This window comes from Geomonas diazotrophica, from assembly GCF_018919385.1.
In the GTDB taxonomy this organism is placed as follows: Bacteria; Desulfobacterota; Desulfuromonadia; order Geobacterales; family Geobacteraceae; genus Geomonas; species Geomonas diazotrophica.
This window is the reverse complement of record NZ_JAHLMF010000011.1, coordinates 102440-117764: the sequence shown is the minus strand read 5'-3', so window position 1 is coordinate 117764 and position 15325 is coordinate 102440. Positions and strand designations below refer to the sequence as shown.

13 protein-coding genes are annotated in these 15325 nt (G+C 62.4%); 10 read left to right on the top strand and 3 right to left on the bottom strand.

The features are described 5' to 3' along the window. Nucleotides 1-88: 88 nt before the first annotated feature. The gene (locus KOM00_RS13390) at nt 89-1855 is read right to left on the bottom strand and encodes a M3 family oligoendopeptidase (protein WP_216499442.1); all 1767 of its coding nucleotides are present in this window, start codon (nt 1853-1855) and stop codon (nt 89-91) included. Between the two features lie 388 nt (nt 1856-2243). Here KOM00_RS13390 and KOM00_RS13385 point away from each other — a divergent pair, with 388 nt between their 5' ends. Next, nucleotides 2244-2525, top strand: coding sequence for a helix-turn-helix domain-containing protein (locus KOM00_RS13385; RefSeq protein ID WP_328758504.1), 282 nt, complete (start codon nt 2244-2246; stop codon nt 2523-2525). Here KOM00_RS13385 and yrfG read toward each other — a convergent pair. Both yrfG and thrC read right to left on the bottom strand, forming a co-directional pair. Further along, nucleotides 2509-3222: a GMP/IMP nucleotidase gene (yrfG, locus tag KOM00_RS13380; RefSeq protein ID WP_216499440.1), complete on the bottom strand. Its 714-nt coding sequence runs from the start codon at nt 3220-3222 to the stop codon at nt 2509-2511. The two genes, KOM00_RS13385 and yrfG, sit on opposite strands and share 17 nt — an antisense overlap. A 67-nt stretch (nt 3223-3289) precedes the next feature. After that, entirely contained in the window at nt 3290-4672 is a 1383-nt protein-coding gene (thrC, locus tag KOM00_RS13375) for a threonine synthase (protein WP_216499439.1), read from the bottom strand. Nucleotides 4673-5089: 417 nt separating this feature from the next. Here thrC and rimP point away from each other — a divergent pair, with 417 nt between their 5' ends. The 9 genes from rimP (at nt 5090) to pnp (ending at nt 15315) form a co-directional block, all read left to right on the top strand. Further along, nucleotides 5090-5569: a ribosome maturation factor RimP gene (rimP, locus tag KOM00_RS13370; protein ID WP_216499438.1), complete on the top strand. Its 480-nt coding sequence runs from the start codon at nt 5090-5092 to the stop codon at nt 5567-5569. A gap of 42 nt (nt 5570-5611) precedes the next feature. Then, a complete protein-coding gene (gene nusA / locus KOM00_RS13365; RefSeq protein ID WP_216499437.1) occupies nt 5612-6766 on the top strand; it encodes a transcription termination factor NusA in 1155 nt (384 codons plus the stop codon). A gap of 1 nt (nt 6767) precedes the next feature. Then, complete coding sequence (locus KOM00_RS13360) at nt 6768-7361, top strand: DUF448 domain-containing protein (protein WP_216499436.1); 594 nt, start codon at nt 6768-6770, stop codon at nt 7359-7361. Beyond that, the gene (gene infB / locus KOM00_RS13355; RefSeq protein WP_216499435.1) at nt 7362-10247 is read left to right on the top strand and encodes a translation initiation factor IF-2; all 2886 of its coding nucleotides are present in this window, start codon (nt 7362-7364) and stop codon (nt 10245-10247) included. Nucleotides 10248-10448: 201 nt separating this feature from the next. Continuing rightward, nucleotides 10449-10808 (top strand): ribosome-binding factor A, encoded by a 360-nt coding sequence (locus KOM00_RS13350; protein WP_216499434.1) that lies wholly within the window; start codon nt 10449-10451, stop codon nt 10806-10808. Then, nucleotides 10789-11757, top strand: coding sequence for a DHH family phosphoesterase (locus KOM00_RS13345; protein WP_216499433.1), 969 nt, complete (start codon nt 10789-10791; stop codon nt 11755-11757). The genes KOM00_RS13350 and KOM00_RS13345 overlap by 20 nt, the downstream gene beginning before the upstream one ends. A 2-nt stretch (nt 11758-11759) precedes the next feature. Beyond that, complete coding sequence (gene truB / locus KOM00_RS13340) at nt 11760-12644, top strand: tRNA pseudouridine(55) synthase TruB (RefSeq protein WP_236026959.1); 885 nt, start codon at nt 11760-11762, stop codon at nt 12642-12644. Between the two features lie 128 nt (nt 12645-12772). Beyond that, nucleotides 12773-13039 (top strand): 30S ribosomal protein S15, encoded by a 267-nt coding sequence (gene rpsO, locus KOM00_RS13335; protein ID WP_129127510.1) that lies wholly within the window; start codon nt 12773-12775, stop codon nt 13037-13039. 185 nt (nt 13040-13224) lie between these two features. Further along, the gene (gene pnp, locus KOM00_RS13330) at nt 13225-15315 is read left to right on the top strand and encodes a polyribonucleotide nucleotidyltransferase (RefSeq protein ID WP_216499431.1); all 2091 of its coding nucleotides are present in this window, start codon (nt 13225-13227) and stop codon (nt 15313-15315) included. Nucleotides 15316-15325 lie beyond the last annotated feature (10 nt).

Genomic DNA, 15325 nt, shown 5'->3' with positions numbered 1-15325 from the left:
GGCAGCATAAGGCAGCACGACAAAAAGGCCCGCCGGGAAACCGGCGGGCCTTTTTGCGGTTACATGTCAGACATGGTCTGAGTCGGACCTACAGCAGCGCCTTCAGCTCTGCGATCAGGTCGGCCAAGAGGTCGTACCCTCCCTGCCAGAAGCCGGGATCGCTGAAGACGATGCCGGCCGGTGCGAGTGTGTCGCCGGGGGACTTGGACCCGCCGTCGGCGAGGATGTCGCGGTAGATGGGGACGAAGCTCTCCCGCTCCTTCAGGTAGCGCTGGAACAGCGACAGCACCACCAATTCTGCGCAGGTGTAGGAGTAGCAGTAGAACCGGGCGTGGATGAAGTGCGAGATGTAGCTCCATCCGTAGCGGTAGGGCTCGATCATGTCGACCGAGTCTCCGTAGAGCTTCGCGTTCTCCTGCCACCAAAGCTCGGCGAGCTCGCTCGCCGTCAAAAGCCCCTTCACCCGCTCCAGGTGCATCCGCTCCTCGAACCTGGTCAGCACGTTCTGCCGGAAGGTGGTGGCGATGATGTCCTCGATCTTCGCGCACAGAAGCGACTTCTTCACCTCGACATCGGTCTCCCGCTCCAGGAGCTGGCGGGTCAACAGCATCTCGCCGAACACCGACGCGGTCTCCGCCAAGGGGAGCGGCGGGTGGTAGTTCAGCATGGTCTGGCGCTGGGCCAGCTGGTAATGGATGCCGTGGCCGACTTCGTGGGCGATGGTGGCGACGTCGCGCAGGTTGCCGGTGAAGTTGAGCAGCAGGTACGGCGGGAGCGTCGGGGTCATCCCCATGCAGAAGGCGCCGCCGCTCTTGCCGGGGCGAGGCATGACGTCGACGCGCTTGCCGGTGAAGAAGGAGTCGGCAAGCTCCGCGAACTCCTCAGAGAAGCCGCGGTAGGCCTCGACGGTCATGGCGCGCGCCTCTTCGAAACTATACTTGCGGTCGCTCTCGGTGAGCGGCGCGTACACGTCGGTGTTCTTCAACTTGGGGATGCCGAGCAGCTTGGCCTTGAGGCGGAAGTATTCCTGGGCCAGCGGGTAGTTCTTTTCGGAGACCTGCATCAGGCTCTCCACCACCTCGTTGGGAATCTCGTTCCCGAGGTTGGTCGGCTCCATCGGGTGGGCGTAGTTTCTCAGCTCCATTTCCTGGGAGTGATCCAGGGCCACGTTGTTGAACACCGCCGAGTAGAGGATGCTGTGCTCCTCGTGCTTTTTCAGGAAGGTGCCGAACGCCCGCTCCCTCAGCTCCGCGTCGGGGTGGTGCAGCAGGGACAGGAGTTCCTCTCCGGTCATCTCCCGGGTCTCGCCGTCCATCTTCAGTGTATAGCGCAGGGAGGCGGAGACCTCGTCGAACAGGCGGCAGAAGGCCTGGACACCGGTGAGGCTTTTCTGGGTGAGGAGGCTTTCCTCGCGCTCGGATAGCGTGTGCTTCTTGAATTTGCGCAGCACCGTCAGGAAGTGGCGGTAGTTGTCGAGGAGGCTGGCCTGCATCAGCTGCTGGAATGGCTCCTCATCCATCTGGATTATTTCGAGATCGAAGAAGAGCAGTTCGCGCCCCATGGCGTTGCCGAACTCCTGGGACTTCTGGGAGAGGCGCTTGTGCAGGTCGCTCTCGCTGTCGGCGGCGAAGAGAAGGTGGGAGTAAAGCTGTGGCACCGCCAGCTCCTCCTGCAATTTCTCATAGCTTTTCAGCGCCTCGAGTAGCTCTGCCGCGGAAAGTCCGGCGACCTTGCCGCGGTAGCGTTCCCTGAATTCGGCTACCTGCGTGGTGGCGTCCTCGAAGGCTTTGGTCAGTTCGGGAGCGGAAGGGGAAGGGTAAAGTGGTGTGGTGTCCCAATTGAGGTCGCTGCTCATTGCTCCTCCTCGAAGCTATGGATTATTCAATGATTTCATATGAATGGAACCGATAGTAATGCATGGGGTGCATGGTGTCAAGGAAGGGGGATGCCCGCAAGGCCTGGACCCGGCACAGATCGGCCTCTCAACTCGCCTTGACAACCAGAGGGGGTGCGATAGAACTAGCAAATGTTAAAAAAATATAATTATGCAAAGGGTTAGCCGCCGACTGTTCTTCCGGGTGGGAAGCGAATGCTCCGCTTCCGCGAGTGGTTCCTTGGTCAACCGCTAGCAGGCGAGGATGGACGTCATGAAAAAGCGTCGGGTAGTTGAAGATGCGGGTTGCCGGCTCCCTTCGGGGGGTGGCAACGAATCCCACCCTGTCGGGTGGCCGGGGGCTCAATGCGTGGTATTGCAGCGACTTTTCTCGTACCGAAACGACATGACCTTGTCCGGGGGGCAGCTCGCACCAGGCGGCGAGACGGTCTGCGGTATGGCGGGCTTCGTTTCCGGTCAACTGACGCTCAGGGAAGCCCGGGACAGGGTGGAGCGCCACATGGTGCACGATGCCATCGAGGCTTCGGGTGGGAACATGAGCAAGGCGGCCGAGGTGCTCGGCGTGAGCCGCCCCGCGCTCTACGATCTGGCCAAGAAATACGGACTGTGCCGGGTCAAATCCCGCGGCTAGGGGCGAGCTCGACGCTCATGCCCCCGTCGCGCGGGATCAGTTCACCGAAGTAATGTATGGAGTGGAAACTCTCCGATTGGGCCGGCGTCGCCGTCGAGCTGAAGCGTCCGACGTGGATCAGGTAGCGGATGCCGAAGCGGCGCGCGGTCTCGAGGTTGGTCTCGCTGTCCTCTCCCAGCATGGTCCGCTCCGGATCGTAGGGCACCTTCTGCTGCAGCTTCCCCCAGAAAAGCGGATCCTCCTTAGGCAGTCCCAGGTCGTGGGCTGAAATGATCCCGTCGAAGTAGCTCCCTATCCTGGTCAGGCGCAGCTTGATGTTAAGGGTCTTGCTGTGGGCGTTGGTCACCAGGTAGATCTTCTTGCCATGCTGGCGCAGGAAGAGGAGGAACTCGATCACGAAGGGGTGCACCGCGATCAGGTGGTTCACCTCTTCCTTGAGCACGGGGATGTCGAGACCGAGCTGTGCCGACCAGTAGTCGAGGTCGGTCCAGTTGAGGGTCTGCTCCTGGGAGCGGAACATGCGGTACAGCTTCTCCTGGGCGGCGTGCTCGCTGATGCCGTTCTTTTCCGCGTAGCGCCTGGGGACGTGTTCCAGCCAGAAGTGGTCGTCGAAGTGCCGGTCGAGCAGGGTGCCGTCCATGTCGAGGTGGACGGTGTCGATGAGGGTCCAGTCTACTTTCAGGGGGGGGAGAGGCATTGAAGGGGTCTCTTTTGGGGCGGACCTGCCCGACTAGTCTGACTAGCCCGACAGGTCCGACGTCGGACTAAGCCTTTGCTTTTGATATCACGAACTGCTTCACCTTGTCTTTGTCCGCGGCCATGATCTCGCAGCGGGTTTCTTTTCCCTGCAGGGCGGCCAGCTGGGGCGGCAGCGGCGCGGGAGCACCGATGGCGCGCTCGACCGCCTCGCCGAACTTGGCGGGGTGGGCGGTGGCCAGGCAGACCACGGCGGGATGCCCCTTGACGCACTCCAGGGCCCCGCGCACGCCTACCGCGGTGTGCGGATCGAGCAGGTAGCCGGTCTCCCTGTTGAAGGAGGCGATGGTCTCCAGGGTCATCTCTTCGTTGACGGTGCAGCTCAAAAACTCGCTCTGCACGCGCTGCACCTCTTCGGCAGTGAAGACGATCTTCCCGGTCTGCTGCAGTTCGGCGAAGGCGCTTCTCACCCGCTCCGGGCTCTCGTTGAAGAGGTAGTACAGGTAGCGCTCCAGGTTGGAGGCAAGCTGGATGTCCATGGACGGGGAGACCGTCTGCACCACCTGGCCCAGCGAGTAGTCGCCGTTTTGCACGAAGCGGGAGAGGATGTTGTTCTCGTTGGTTGCGAGCAGCAGTTTCTCGATCGGGAGCCCCATCCTCTTCGCGAGGTATCCCGCGAAGATGTCGCCGAAGTTGCCGGTCGGTACGGAGAAGACCACCTTGCCCTGCTCGGGGAGCCTCCCCCAGGCGTAGAAGTAGTAGACCACCTGCGCCAGCACGCGCGCCCAGTTGATCGAGTTCACGGCGCCCAGCGCGTACTCCTTCTTGAACTCCAGGTCGTTGAACAGGGTCTTGACGATGTTCTGGCAGTCGTCGAAGGTCCCCTCGATGGCGACGTTGTGCACGTTGGCGTCGAGCACGCTGGTCATCTGCAGCGCCTGGATGGGCGAGGTCTTCAGGTGCGGGTGCAGGATGAAGATGTTGATGTTCTCCTTGCCGCGCACGCCGGCGATGGCGGCGCTGCCGGTGTCGCCGGAGGTGGCGCCCAGGATGTTCATCTTCTCGCCGCGCTCCTTCAGGAGGTACTCGAAGAGGTTGCCCAGAAGCTGCAGCGCCACGTCCTTGAAGGCGAGGGTGGGGCCGTGGAACAGCTCCAGGATATAGACGCCGTCCTTTTTCACCAGCGGCGTGGTCTCCTGGTGCTCGAAGCTGCCGTAGGAGCGGTCGATGAGCGCCTTGAGGTCGGCCGACGGGATGTCGGTGGCGAAGAGGGAAATGATATTGAAGGCGAGCTCGCGGTAGGGGAGCCTGGCCCAGGCGGCAAGGGTTTCAGGGGCGATCTGCGGGATGCTCTCCGGGAGGATCAGGCCGCCGTCGGTGGCAAGTCCCATCATCACTGCTTCCTTGAACCCGATCGGCGCGATGTTTCCCCTGGTGCTTACGTATTTCATGTCAGTTCTCTTTCCTGGTGCTGTTTTCGATGTCATTGCTGCAACGCCAATATATAGCAGCTAATGCTGCAAAAGTGAAGAGAATGCTGGGACTCTGCTTGAACCAGGAGCATTTGCCTGCACCGTCCGCCGCTCCATTGGCAGGATAAAATTTGCCCCTGGCAGGAAAATAAACGCGGTGCTGTTAAATTGCCCCAATGCGGCAGCGGAGCGGAGTCGTTTTGTTGTCGTAGTGAGAGAAGAAAATCAGCCTCTGAAGCAGGGGGGTAACCGGCGTGAATGCTTGAAAAACGGCTTACTTTCGCAAAAAAAGCGCTTGCATAAACAACTCTTCCATGCTACATAATGGGTCACATGTTAACGTTCACTCAAAAGTGAGCTCCTCCGGCTCGCTTTTTTTTATGGGAAAACCTAGAGATGGCCAAGGTTGATGTAGTAGAGAGAGTCACGGAAATTGTCGCCGAGATCGGGGGACCGCTCGGTATCGGCCTGGTGGATCTGGAATACAAGCGCGAGGGGCGCGACATGGTGCTGCGGGTCTTCCTGGAGAAGGAAGGGGGCATCACCCTGGATGACTGCGCCGACGTGAGCCGGCAGCTCTCCGACATCCTGGACGTGGAAGACTTCATGCCGGATCACTACAACCTGGAGGTCTCCTCGCCGGGGATCTGCCGCCCGCTCAAGAAGCTCGCCGATTACGAGCGCTTCCAGGGGCATCTGGTGAAGGTGAAGACCTTCGACACGCTCACCGACGACGCGGGGAACAAGCGCAAGACCTTCACCGGGAAACTGGTCGGGGTCAAGGACGGGGTGATCGGCATCGACCTCACCGAGGGACAGCACGCCTCGATCCCGCTGGACAAGGTGGCCAAGGCCAACCTCGAATTCGAATTCTAAATTTTACTTTGCAATTATCAGCAAGCAGAAGGAGACAGTCACGTGGAAACGAGCTTTAACCTCAAGCACACGATCGACCAGATCGTAAAAGAGAAGGGCATCGATAAAAGTATTGTGGTAGAGGCGCTGGAACAGGCCGTTCTCACCGCTGCCAACAAGAAATTTCGCAATACCCGTGATCTGGAGGCGCACTACAACCCCGAGATCGGCGAGGTTGAGCTGTTCGAGTTCGTTACTGTCGTAGACGAGGTGGAGGATTCCTACCGCGAGATCGAGCTGGAGGAGGCGCGCGAGGAAGACCCCGAGGTCGAGATCGGCGACTCCATCGGCATGAAGATGGACGCCTCCGGCTTCTCCAGGATCGCCGCCCAGACCGCAAAGCAGGTGATCATCCAGCGTGTGCGCGAGGCCGAGCGCGAGACCATCTTCAACGAGTTCCAGGAGCGCCAGGGCGAGATCGTGAACGGCGTGGTGCGCCGTTTCGAGAAGGGTGACCTGATCGTGGACCTGGGACGTGCCGAGGCGCTCTTGCCGCACAAGGAGCAGGCCCCGCGCGAGGTCTACCGCCAGGGCGACCGCGTCAAGGCCCTGATCACCGAGATCCGCATGACCACCAAGGGGCCGCAGATCATGCTTTCCCGCACCCATCCCACCATGCTGGCCAAGCTGTTCGAGGCCGAGGTGCCGGAGATCGCGGAAGGTATCGTCGAGATCAAGAGCGTCGTGCGCGAGCCGGGCGGACGCGCCAAGATCGCCGTCTACTCGCACGACGGCGACGTCGACCCGGTCGGCGCCTGCGTCGGCATGCGCGGTTCCCGCGTCCAGAACGTGGTGTCCGAGCTGCGCGGCGAGAAGATCGACATCATCCCCTGGAGCGAGGACATCGCCCGCTTCGCCTGCAATGCCCTCGCCCCGGCCGTGGTGACCAAGGTGTACGTGGACGAGGAGGACTATGCCATGGAAGTCATCGTGGCGGACGACCAGCTTTCGCTCGCCATCGGCAAGCGCGGCCAGAACGTGCGTCTCGCCGCCAAGCTGACCGGCTGGAAGATCGACATCAAGAGCGAGACCCGCATGGCCGAGGCCGAGCTGCAGCAGTTCGCCTCCTACGACGGCACCGAGGTCGAAGAGGAGGCCGCCGAGCCCGTCGAGGCCGCCGAGCCGGCAGCAGTAGTAGAGGCGACCGAAGAGGATTAAGATGCCCAAGGCCACACCACAGAGAAGCTGCCTTGCCTGCCGCGAGACCAAGGACAAGGGGGAACTGCTTCGCTTCGTGCTGGCCCCGGACCGGACCCTGGTCCCCGACCTGCAAAGCAAGCTCCCCGGACGCGGGGCGTACACCTGCCTGAAAGCCTCCTGCCTGAGGCAGGCGGCCCAGAAAAAGCAGTTCTCCCGCGGCTTCAAGGGGGAGGTGCTGGGCGCCGACCCCGAGGGGGTGGTGCAGCAGGTGGTCCGCAAGCTCGAGGAGCGCATCGCCTCCTACATCAGCCTGGCCAACAAGGCGGGCAAGGTGGTGTCGGGCTCCGACCAGGTTCAGGAAAAGTTGAAAAAGGGGGGTGCCGGCCTGTTGTTCGTCGCCACCGACATCTCGCCCGATATCGGCGACAAGTTCAGGGGGCTGGCGCAGCTCAAGGAGGTCCCCTGCATCTCCCTGTTCACCAAGGGGCGTCTTGGGGAATTGCTGGGAAAGGAACTCAGAAGCGTCCTGATTGTTATGGAAAGCGGCTTCGTGGGATCGATTGGATTGGAAATGGAAAAGTACAGGAACTTCTTTGAGGAGGAGCGTGAGTAGATGAGCAAAACCCGCGTATATGAGCTGGCGCAGCAGATGGGGATCGACAATAAGGAGCTTATGGCAAGATTGGCCGAGGCAGGCGTGCAGGTCAAGAACCATATGGCTGTCCTTGAGGATTCGGATATCAAGGCGGTATCCGCCCCTGCGCAGACCCCCCACAAAGAAGTGTCCCAGGAAGAAGTGAGGGTGAAACCGACCCTGATCCGCCGTCGCGCCAAGGCGGTCGAGCCGGAAGCCCCGGCAGCGGCAGCCGAGCCGGCCGAGCCGGAGAAGGCAGAGGCCGCGCAGCCCGTGGCGGTCGAGAAGGCGCCTCCGGTGGAAGAGGTTCCCAAGCGACCGGAACCGGTCCGCGCCAGGATCATCGAGGCGGCTCCGGCTCCCAAGCCGGAGGCAAAGCCCGAGGTACAGGCCACCCCAGCCCCGGCCGTGAAGGAAGAGAAGCCCGCGGCAGCCGAGAAGCCCGCCCCGGAGGCCCCGGCCGTGCTCGAGAAACCCGCCCCGGAAGCGCCGAAAGCAGAGGCCGCTCCCGCAGCGCCGGAGACCGCCAAACCCGCGGCAGCAGAGAAGCCTGTCGAGGCCGCACCGGCCAAGGCGCCCGAGGCCGCTGCAGCCAAGCCTGAGCCCGAACCGGACAAGCCGACCGCGACCCGCGCCAGGATCCTCGGCCGTGTCGAGATCCCGATCCCGACCCAGCGCCCGGCCGAGCGTCGCGAGTACCAGCGTCCCGCGCAGGGTGAGCGCCCCGCGCCGCGCCCGGGGATGCCCCGCGGCGTCGAGCGCCCCGGCACCGAGCGTCCGGCACCCCGCCCGGGTGCAGGCCGTCCCGGCGAGCGCCCCACCGGGCCGCGCCCCGACCGTCCGGCACCGCTGACCCCGATCGAGCCGCCGCCGCTGTTGGACGATCGCGGCCGCAAGGGGAGAAAGGCTGCCCCCGCAGGCGGCACCGACTTCGGCAAGAACGGCAAGAAGGGCGCCGCAGTTGCCGGCAAGGGGAAAAAGGACAGCTTCAAGGACATGCTCGACAAGCGCGAGCGGGTCTTTGAGCCCGGTCCCCGCTCCAAGGGGAAGAAGGGCAAGTACGTCGAGAAGGTCCAGGTCGGCAGGAAGACCGAGATCACGGTCCCGAAGGCCATCAAGAGGATCATCAAGATCAGCGAGTCCATCACCGTTGGCGAACTGGCCAAGCGCATGGGCATCAAGGCCACCGACCTGATCCGCGCCCTCATGAAGCTCGGGGTGATGGCGACCATCAACCATCCGCTGGACTTCGACACCGCGACCCTCCTCGCAACCGATTTCGGCTACGAGATCGAGAACGTGGCGCTGGACGTGGACGAACTGCTCGAGGCGGAGCCTGATGCGCCGGAGGCAATGCAGAAGCGTCCGCCGGTCGTCACCATCATGGGTCACGTCGACCACGGCAAGACCTCGCTCCTGGACGCCATCCGCCAGGCCAACGTCATCGCCGGCGAGGCCGGCGGCATCACCCAGCACATCGGCGCTTACGACGTGGAACTCAAGGGTCAGAAGATCACCTTCCTCGACACCCCGGGCCACGAGGCGTTCACCGCGATGCGCGCCAGGGGTGCCAAGGTCACCGACATCGTCATCCTGGTGGTCGCGGCCGACGACGGCGTCATGCCGCAGACCCGCGAGGCGGTAAACCACTCGAAGGCTGCGGGCGTCCCGATCATCGTGGCGATCAACAAGATCGATAAGCCGGAGGCCAACCCGAGCAAGGTGAAGCAGGAACTGATGGAGTTCGGCCTGGTTTCCGAGGAATGGGGCGGCGAGACCATCTTCGTCGAGGTTTCCGCCAAGAAGCGGATCAACCTCGAGTCGCTGCTCGAGATGGTTCTCCTGCAGGCCGACGTCCTCGAGCTCAAGGCCAACCCGGACAAGACCGCACGCGGCACCGTGGTCGAGGCCAAACTGGACAAGGGGCGCGGCCCGGTTGCGACCGTCCTGGTCCAGGAGGGTACCCTCAGGGCAGGCGACTACTTCGTGGCCGGCATCCACTTCGGCCGCGTACGCGCCATGCAGAACGACCGCGGCGAGAAGGTGAACGCCGCCGGACCGGCCATGCCGGTCGAGGTCATCGGCTTCAACGGAGTGCCCGACGCGGGCGACATCTTCGTGGCCATGACCGACGAGAAGCAGGCCAAGGAGATCGCGAACCACCGCCAGATGAAGCTGCGCGAATCCGAACTGGCCAAGCACAGCAAGCTCTCCCTGGAACAGCTCTACGAGAAGATCCAGAAGGGCGAGGTCAAGGACCTCAACACCATCGTCAAGGGCGATGTGCAGGGTTCCGTCGAGGCCGTGGCCGAGTCCCTCAGGAAGCTCACCACCGATGCCATCCGTCTCAACGTGCTGCACGCCTCCGTCGGCGCCATCACCGAGACCGACGTCAACCTGGCCAGCGCCTCCAACGCCATCATCCTCGGCTTCAACGTCCGCCCCGAGGTCAAGGCGGCGGCGCTCGCCGAGAAGGAAGGGGTCGACGTCAGGCTGTACAACATCATCTACGACGCGGTGGACGACATCAAGAAGGCGATGGAAGGCCTCCTCGAGCCGACCTTCAAGGAGAAATACCTCGGCCGTGCCGAGATCAGGGAAGTCTTCTCGGTGCCCAAGGCGGGCATGGTCGCCGGTTCCTACGTCACCGACGGCAAGATCATCAGGAACGCCCAGGTCCGCCTGCTGCGTGACAACGTGGTGGTCTTCGAAGGAAAACTGGGGAGCCTGCGCCGCTTCAAGGACGACGTGAAGGAAGTCGCCACCGGTTACGAGTGCGGCATGAGCCTCGAGAACTACAACGACATCAAGGTCGGCGACATCTTCGAGTGCTTCGAAATGGAGAAGGTGGCCGGCAAACTGTAACCGACGAACACACGGGGGGAGCGGCGTCCCGCGTCCGGCATCCCGGCCGTGGTAGGCCCTCTCCCCTTATCGTTTTATGATTCAGCCCGTTTTCCGCCCGGAGCAAGGTGGGCGGGCAAGGCAGGGCGAATGATTATTCGCCCCTACGGGTGAGTGGTCCATGACAATGGCACTTCCCCGACTGACAAGAGAGAAACAATCATGGTAAAGCGTTCCGACAAGGTTGCCGAAGAGATCCACAAGATCATCTCGGAACTCCTGATAAAGGGTCTCAAGGACCCCCGCATAGGCTTTCTCACCATCACCGGAGTCAAGGTCACCGCCGATCTTAGGCAGGCGACCGTCTACTTCACGGTGCACGGCGACGATGCCGCCAAGAAGAACAGTGAGGCGGGACTCAACTCCGCCAAGGGCTTCATCCGCAAAGAGATCGGCCAGGCCCTCAAGTTGCGTTTCACCCCCGAGGTGACCTTCAAGTACGACACCTCGTTGGACTACGGCCAGCATATCGAATCGATTCTGAAGGAGATTGGGGCTACGGATGACGGCGACAACAGCTGAGATTAAGCGGATAGTGGCGGAGATCGACCAGGCGCAGAGCTTCCTGGTAACCAGCCACGAGAGCCCCGACCCCGACGCGGTCGGTTCTTCCCTGGCTTTGGCCAACTACCTCACCGCGCGCGGCAAGGACGTCACCGTCTACCTGAGCGACCCCGTCCCGGACAACTGCTCCTTCCTCCCCATGGCGGATCAGGTCTACGGCGAGATGCCGGACCGCGACTTCGACGTCTGCTTCGTGCTCGACGTCGGCGAGTTCCGGCGCGCCGGCAAGGCGGTCACCGAAAACAGGCGGATCGGCCGCTTCATCAACATCGACCATCACCTGGGGTGTGAGAACTTCGGCGTCTGCAACCTGATCGACCCCAAGGCGAGCGCCACCGCCGCCCTCATCTACCGGATCATCAGGGCCGCCGGCGACGAGGTGGATTTTCCCACCGCGCTCTGCATCTACACCGCCATCCTTTCCGACACCGGGAGCTTCCACTATTCCAACTCCGACCCAGAGTCCTTCGCCATTGCCGGCGAGATGATCGGCAAGGGGGTGAACGCGTGGAGCGTCAACGAGAACCTCTACGAGAGCGAGCCTCTGCAGAGGATCGCGCTCCTCGCGCTGGCACTCTCGGACCTGACCGTCTCCCCCTCGGGCGAGTACGCCTCGGTGACGGTGACCCTGGACATGTACCAAAAGACCGGTGCCACCGCCCAGGACACCGACCGCTTCATCAACTACCCGCGTTCCATCAAGGGGGTGCAGGTGGCGCTCTTCTTCCGCCAGGTGGAGGAGGGGCTCTTCAAGGTCGGCTTCCGGTCCAAGGGTAAGGTGGACGTCTCGGCCGTCTCCGCCTCCTTCGGCGGCGGCGGGCACCACAACGCCGCCGGCTGCATGGTGCGCGGGACCCTCGCCGAGGTGAAGGCGCAGGTCTTCGACCGGCTGGAGCAGATGCGCTGATGCTGAACGGCTTTTTCGTTATCGACAAGCCGGCCGGTGTCACCTCGCATGACATCGTGTCGAAGGTCCGTCGCGCCATCAATCAGAAGAAGGTCGGGCACACCGGGACCCTCGATCCCTTCGCCACCGGCGTCTTGCCGGTCGCGGTGGGGGAGGGGACCAAGGCGATCCAGTTCCTGGACGAAGCGGAGAAGGAATACCGGGCCGTCCTGCGGCTGGGGGTCGCCACAGATACCCAGGATCTCACCGGAGAGGTGATCGCAGAGCGGGAGTGGTCGCACCTCGCCCCTGCCGACCTGGAGCGGCTGGTGCCGCAGTTCCTGGGGCTCCAGAAACAGCTTCCTCCCATGTTCTCCGCCATCAAACAGGGGGGCGTGGCGCTCTACAAGCTGGCCCGGAAGGGAATCGAGGTCGAGCGCGAGGCGCGCGAGGTGGAGATCCACTCGCTCGTCTTCGAATGGATCCGTCTCCCCGAAGCCTGCTTCACCGTGCGCTGCTCGCGCGGCACCTACGTGAGGACGCTCGCCTGCGACATCGGCGAGGCGCTCGGCTGCGGCGCGCATCTCCTGGAGCTGCGGCGCGCCAGGAGCGGGCTCTTCAGGGAGGCCGACGCCATCAGCATCGAGACGCTGGCCGGAGCCGCTGACCAGCAGGCGCTACTCATGCCCCTCGACCGTGCGCTCGAGCACCTCAAGGCGCTTTTTCTCACCGAGGCAGGTGGGAGGAAGGTGTTGAACGGCGTGGTACCGCAGCCCCATGATTTCATTGAAGCTCCGGGTGAACTGGCCCAAGGGGAACAGGTGCGGCTCTATCTGGGGGAGCGTTTCGCTGCAGTAGCGGAGTACGACAAGCTCAAAGGGCTGCGTCTGGCACGCGTATTCAATTAGTATTCCTTCTTTACACGTACTTGCTTTTGTGATAAGAGTTAAAGGTCTTGATCTATTCCGCGGCGACAAGCTTAGCGGGCAGGTATAAATAAGTAAAATAACTAGGAAGCGGAAGGGGGTGTAACCACATGCTGCAAACGGAAAAGAAGCAGGAAATCATCACAGCTCATAAGCTGCACGATTCCGACACGGGTTCGCCGGAAGTGCAGATTGCAATTCTTTCGGAGCGTATCACCTATCTGACTGAGCACTTCAAGACTCACAAGAAGGATCATCACAGCCGTCGCGGTCTGCTGAAGATCGTCGGTCAGAGAAGGGGTCTGCTTGACTACCTGAAGAAGAAAGACGTCGAAAGGTACAAAGCGATCATCGCTAAACTCGGCATCAGAAGGTAAGAAAAGGCAGTATACCTCACTGGGGTATATTGCCTTTCCTCTTTTTTATCATGTAAGGGCCTCGTGCCCTTTTCTTTGTTGGGGGCGTGGATAAAACTGCCCTGCGGCGCACCTTTACGCCCGCAAGGCGCTTTTCTCGGCGGCCCCAACACCAACCAGAACAAAGCCAAATGGAGGCCGTAACAATGGTACACACTGTACAAGCAGAGTGCTGTGGCAAAACTATCACTATCGAAACAGGCAAGATCGCCAAGCAGGCAAGCGGCGCGGTCATGATCAAAAGCGGCGACACCATGGTGCTCGTCACCGCCGTCGCCATGAAAACCGCCAAGGAAGGGCAGGGCTTCTTCCCGCTCACCGTCAACTACCAGGAGAAAGCGTACGCGGGCGGCCGCATCCCCGGCTCCTTCTTCAAGCGCGAAGGGCGTCCCTCCGACAGCGAAACCCTGACCTGCCGTCTCATCGACCGTCCCATCCGTCCGCTGTTCCCGGAAGGGTTCCTTAACGACACCCAGATCATGGCCACAGTCATGTCGGCCGACAAGGACCACGATCCCGGCATCCTCGCCATGATCGGCGCCTCCGCGGCGCTCATGGTATCCGACGCGCCCTTCGCGGGCCCGATCGCCGGCGTCAAGGTCGGCCGCGTGGACGGCAAGTTCATCGCCAACCCGAGCGCCGAGCAGGAAGAGCAGAGCGACATGGAGATCGTGATCGCGGCCTCCAAGGACGCGATCCTGATGGTGGAAGGGAGCGCCTCCGAGGTCTCCGAGGACGACCTCCTCGAAGCGATCTTCTTCGGCAAGGAAGCGGTGCAGGGTATCCTGGCAGCGCAGGAAGAACTGGCTGCCAAGGTCGGCGTCGTGAAGCGCGACGTCCCGGCGCCGGTAGTGAACGAGGCCCTGAAAGCCCGCGTCGACGCGCTCGCCAAGGAAGAGATGAAGGCTGCGGTTCGCATCAAGGCCAAAGGCGAGCGTCACGACGCCATCGACGCCATCACCGAGAAGACCGTGGCGGCACTGGCCGAGGAGTTCGAAGGCTCCGAGAAAGAGGTCAAGGCCTTCATCGAAGACCTCGAGTACAACCTGGTGCGCGAGCACATCATCAAGGACGGCTCCAGGATCGACGGCCGCGACACCAAGACCATCCGTAACATCGCCACCGAGGTCGGCTTCCTGCCGCGCGCCCACGGTTCCGCCCTGTTCACCCGCGGCGAGACCCAGTCCATCGTGGCCGCCACCCTGGGCACCTCGGTCGACGAGCAGCGCATCGACTCGCTCTACGGCGATTCCAGGAAGAAGTTCCTCCTGCACTACAACTTCCCGCCGTACTCCGTCGGTGAGACCAGCTTCCGCCTCGCCCCGGGCCGCCGCGAAATCGGCCACGGCATGCTCGCCGAGCGCGCGCTGCAGCAGGTGCTCCCGAAACACGACGACTTCCCCTACACCATCCGCATCGTCTCGGACATCACCGAGAGCAACGGCTCCTCCTCCATGGCCACCGTTTGCGGCGGCTCCATGTCCATGATGGACGCAGGCATCCCGATCAAGGCACCGGTCGCGGGTATCGCCATGGGCCTCATCAAGGAAGGCGACGAGTACGCCATCCTCTCCGACATCCTGGGTGACGAAGACCACCTGGGCGACATGGACTTCAAAGTGGCCGGTACCGCCGAAGGCGTCACCGCGCTGCAGATGGACATCAAGATAGGCGGCGTGACCCGCGAGATCATGGGTGCCGCGCTGGCACAGGCAAAGGCAGGCCGCGTCCACATCCTGGGTGAAATGGCCAAAACCCTCGCGACCCCGCGCGGCGACCTCTCCTCCTTCGCACCGCGCATCACCACCATCTGGGTCAAGGTCGACAAGATCCGCGACGTCATCGGTAGCGGCGGCAAGAACATCAGGAGCGTCACCGAGGCGACCGGCGTGGCCATCGACATCGAGGACACCGGCAAGATCAACATCGCCTCCAACAACAAGGAAGCATGCGACCTCGCCATCAAGATGATCCGCAACCTCACCGCCGAGGCCGAGGAAGGGAAGCTCTACATGGGCACCGTCAAGAAGATCATGGAGTTCGGCGCGTTCGTCGAGATCTTCCCGGGAACCGACGGTCTGGTGCACGTCTCCGAGCTCGACACCGAGCGCGTGAAGAACGTGAGCGACATCCTCAAGGAAGGGGACAAGGTGCTGGTGAAGTGCATCGGCATCGACAAGCAGGGCAAGATCAAGCTCTCCCGCAAAGAGGCTCTGGGCCAGACCTTCACCGAATAACATCTCTCAT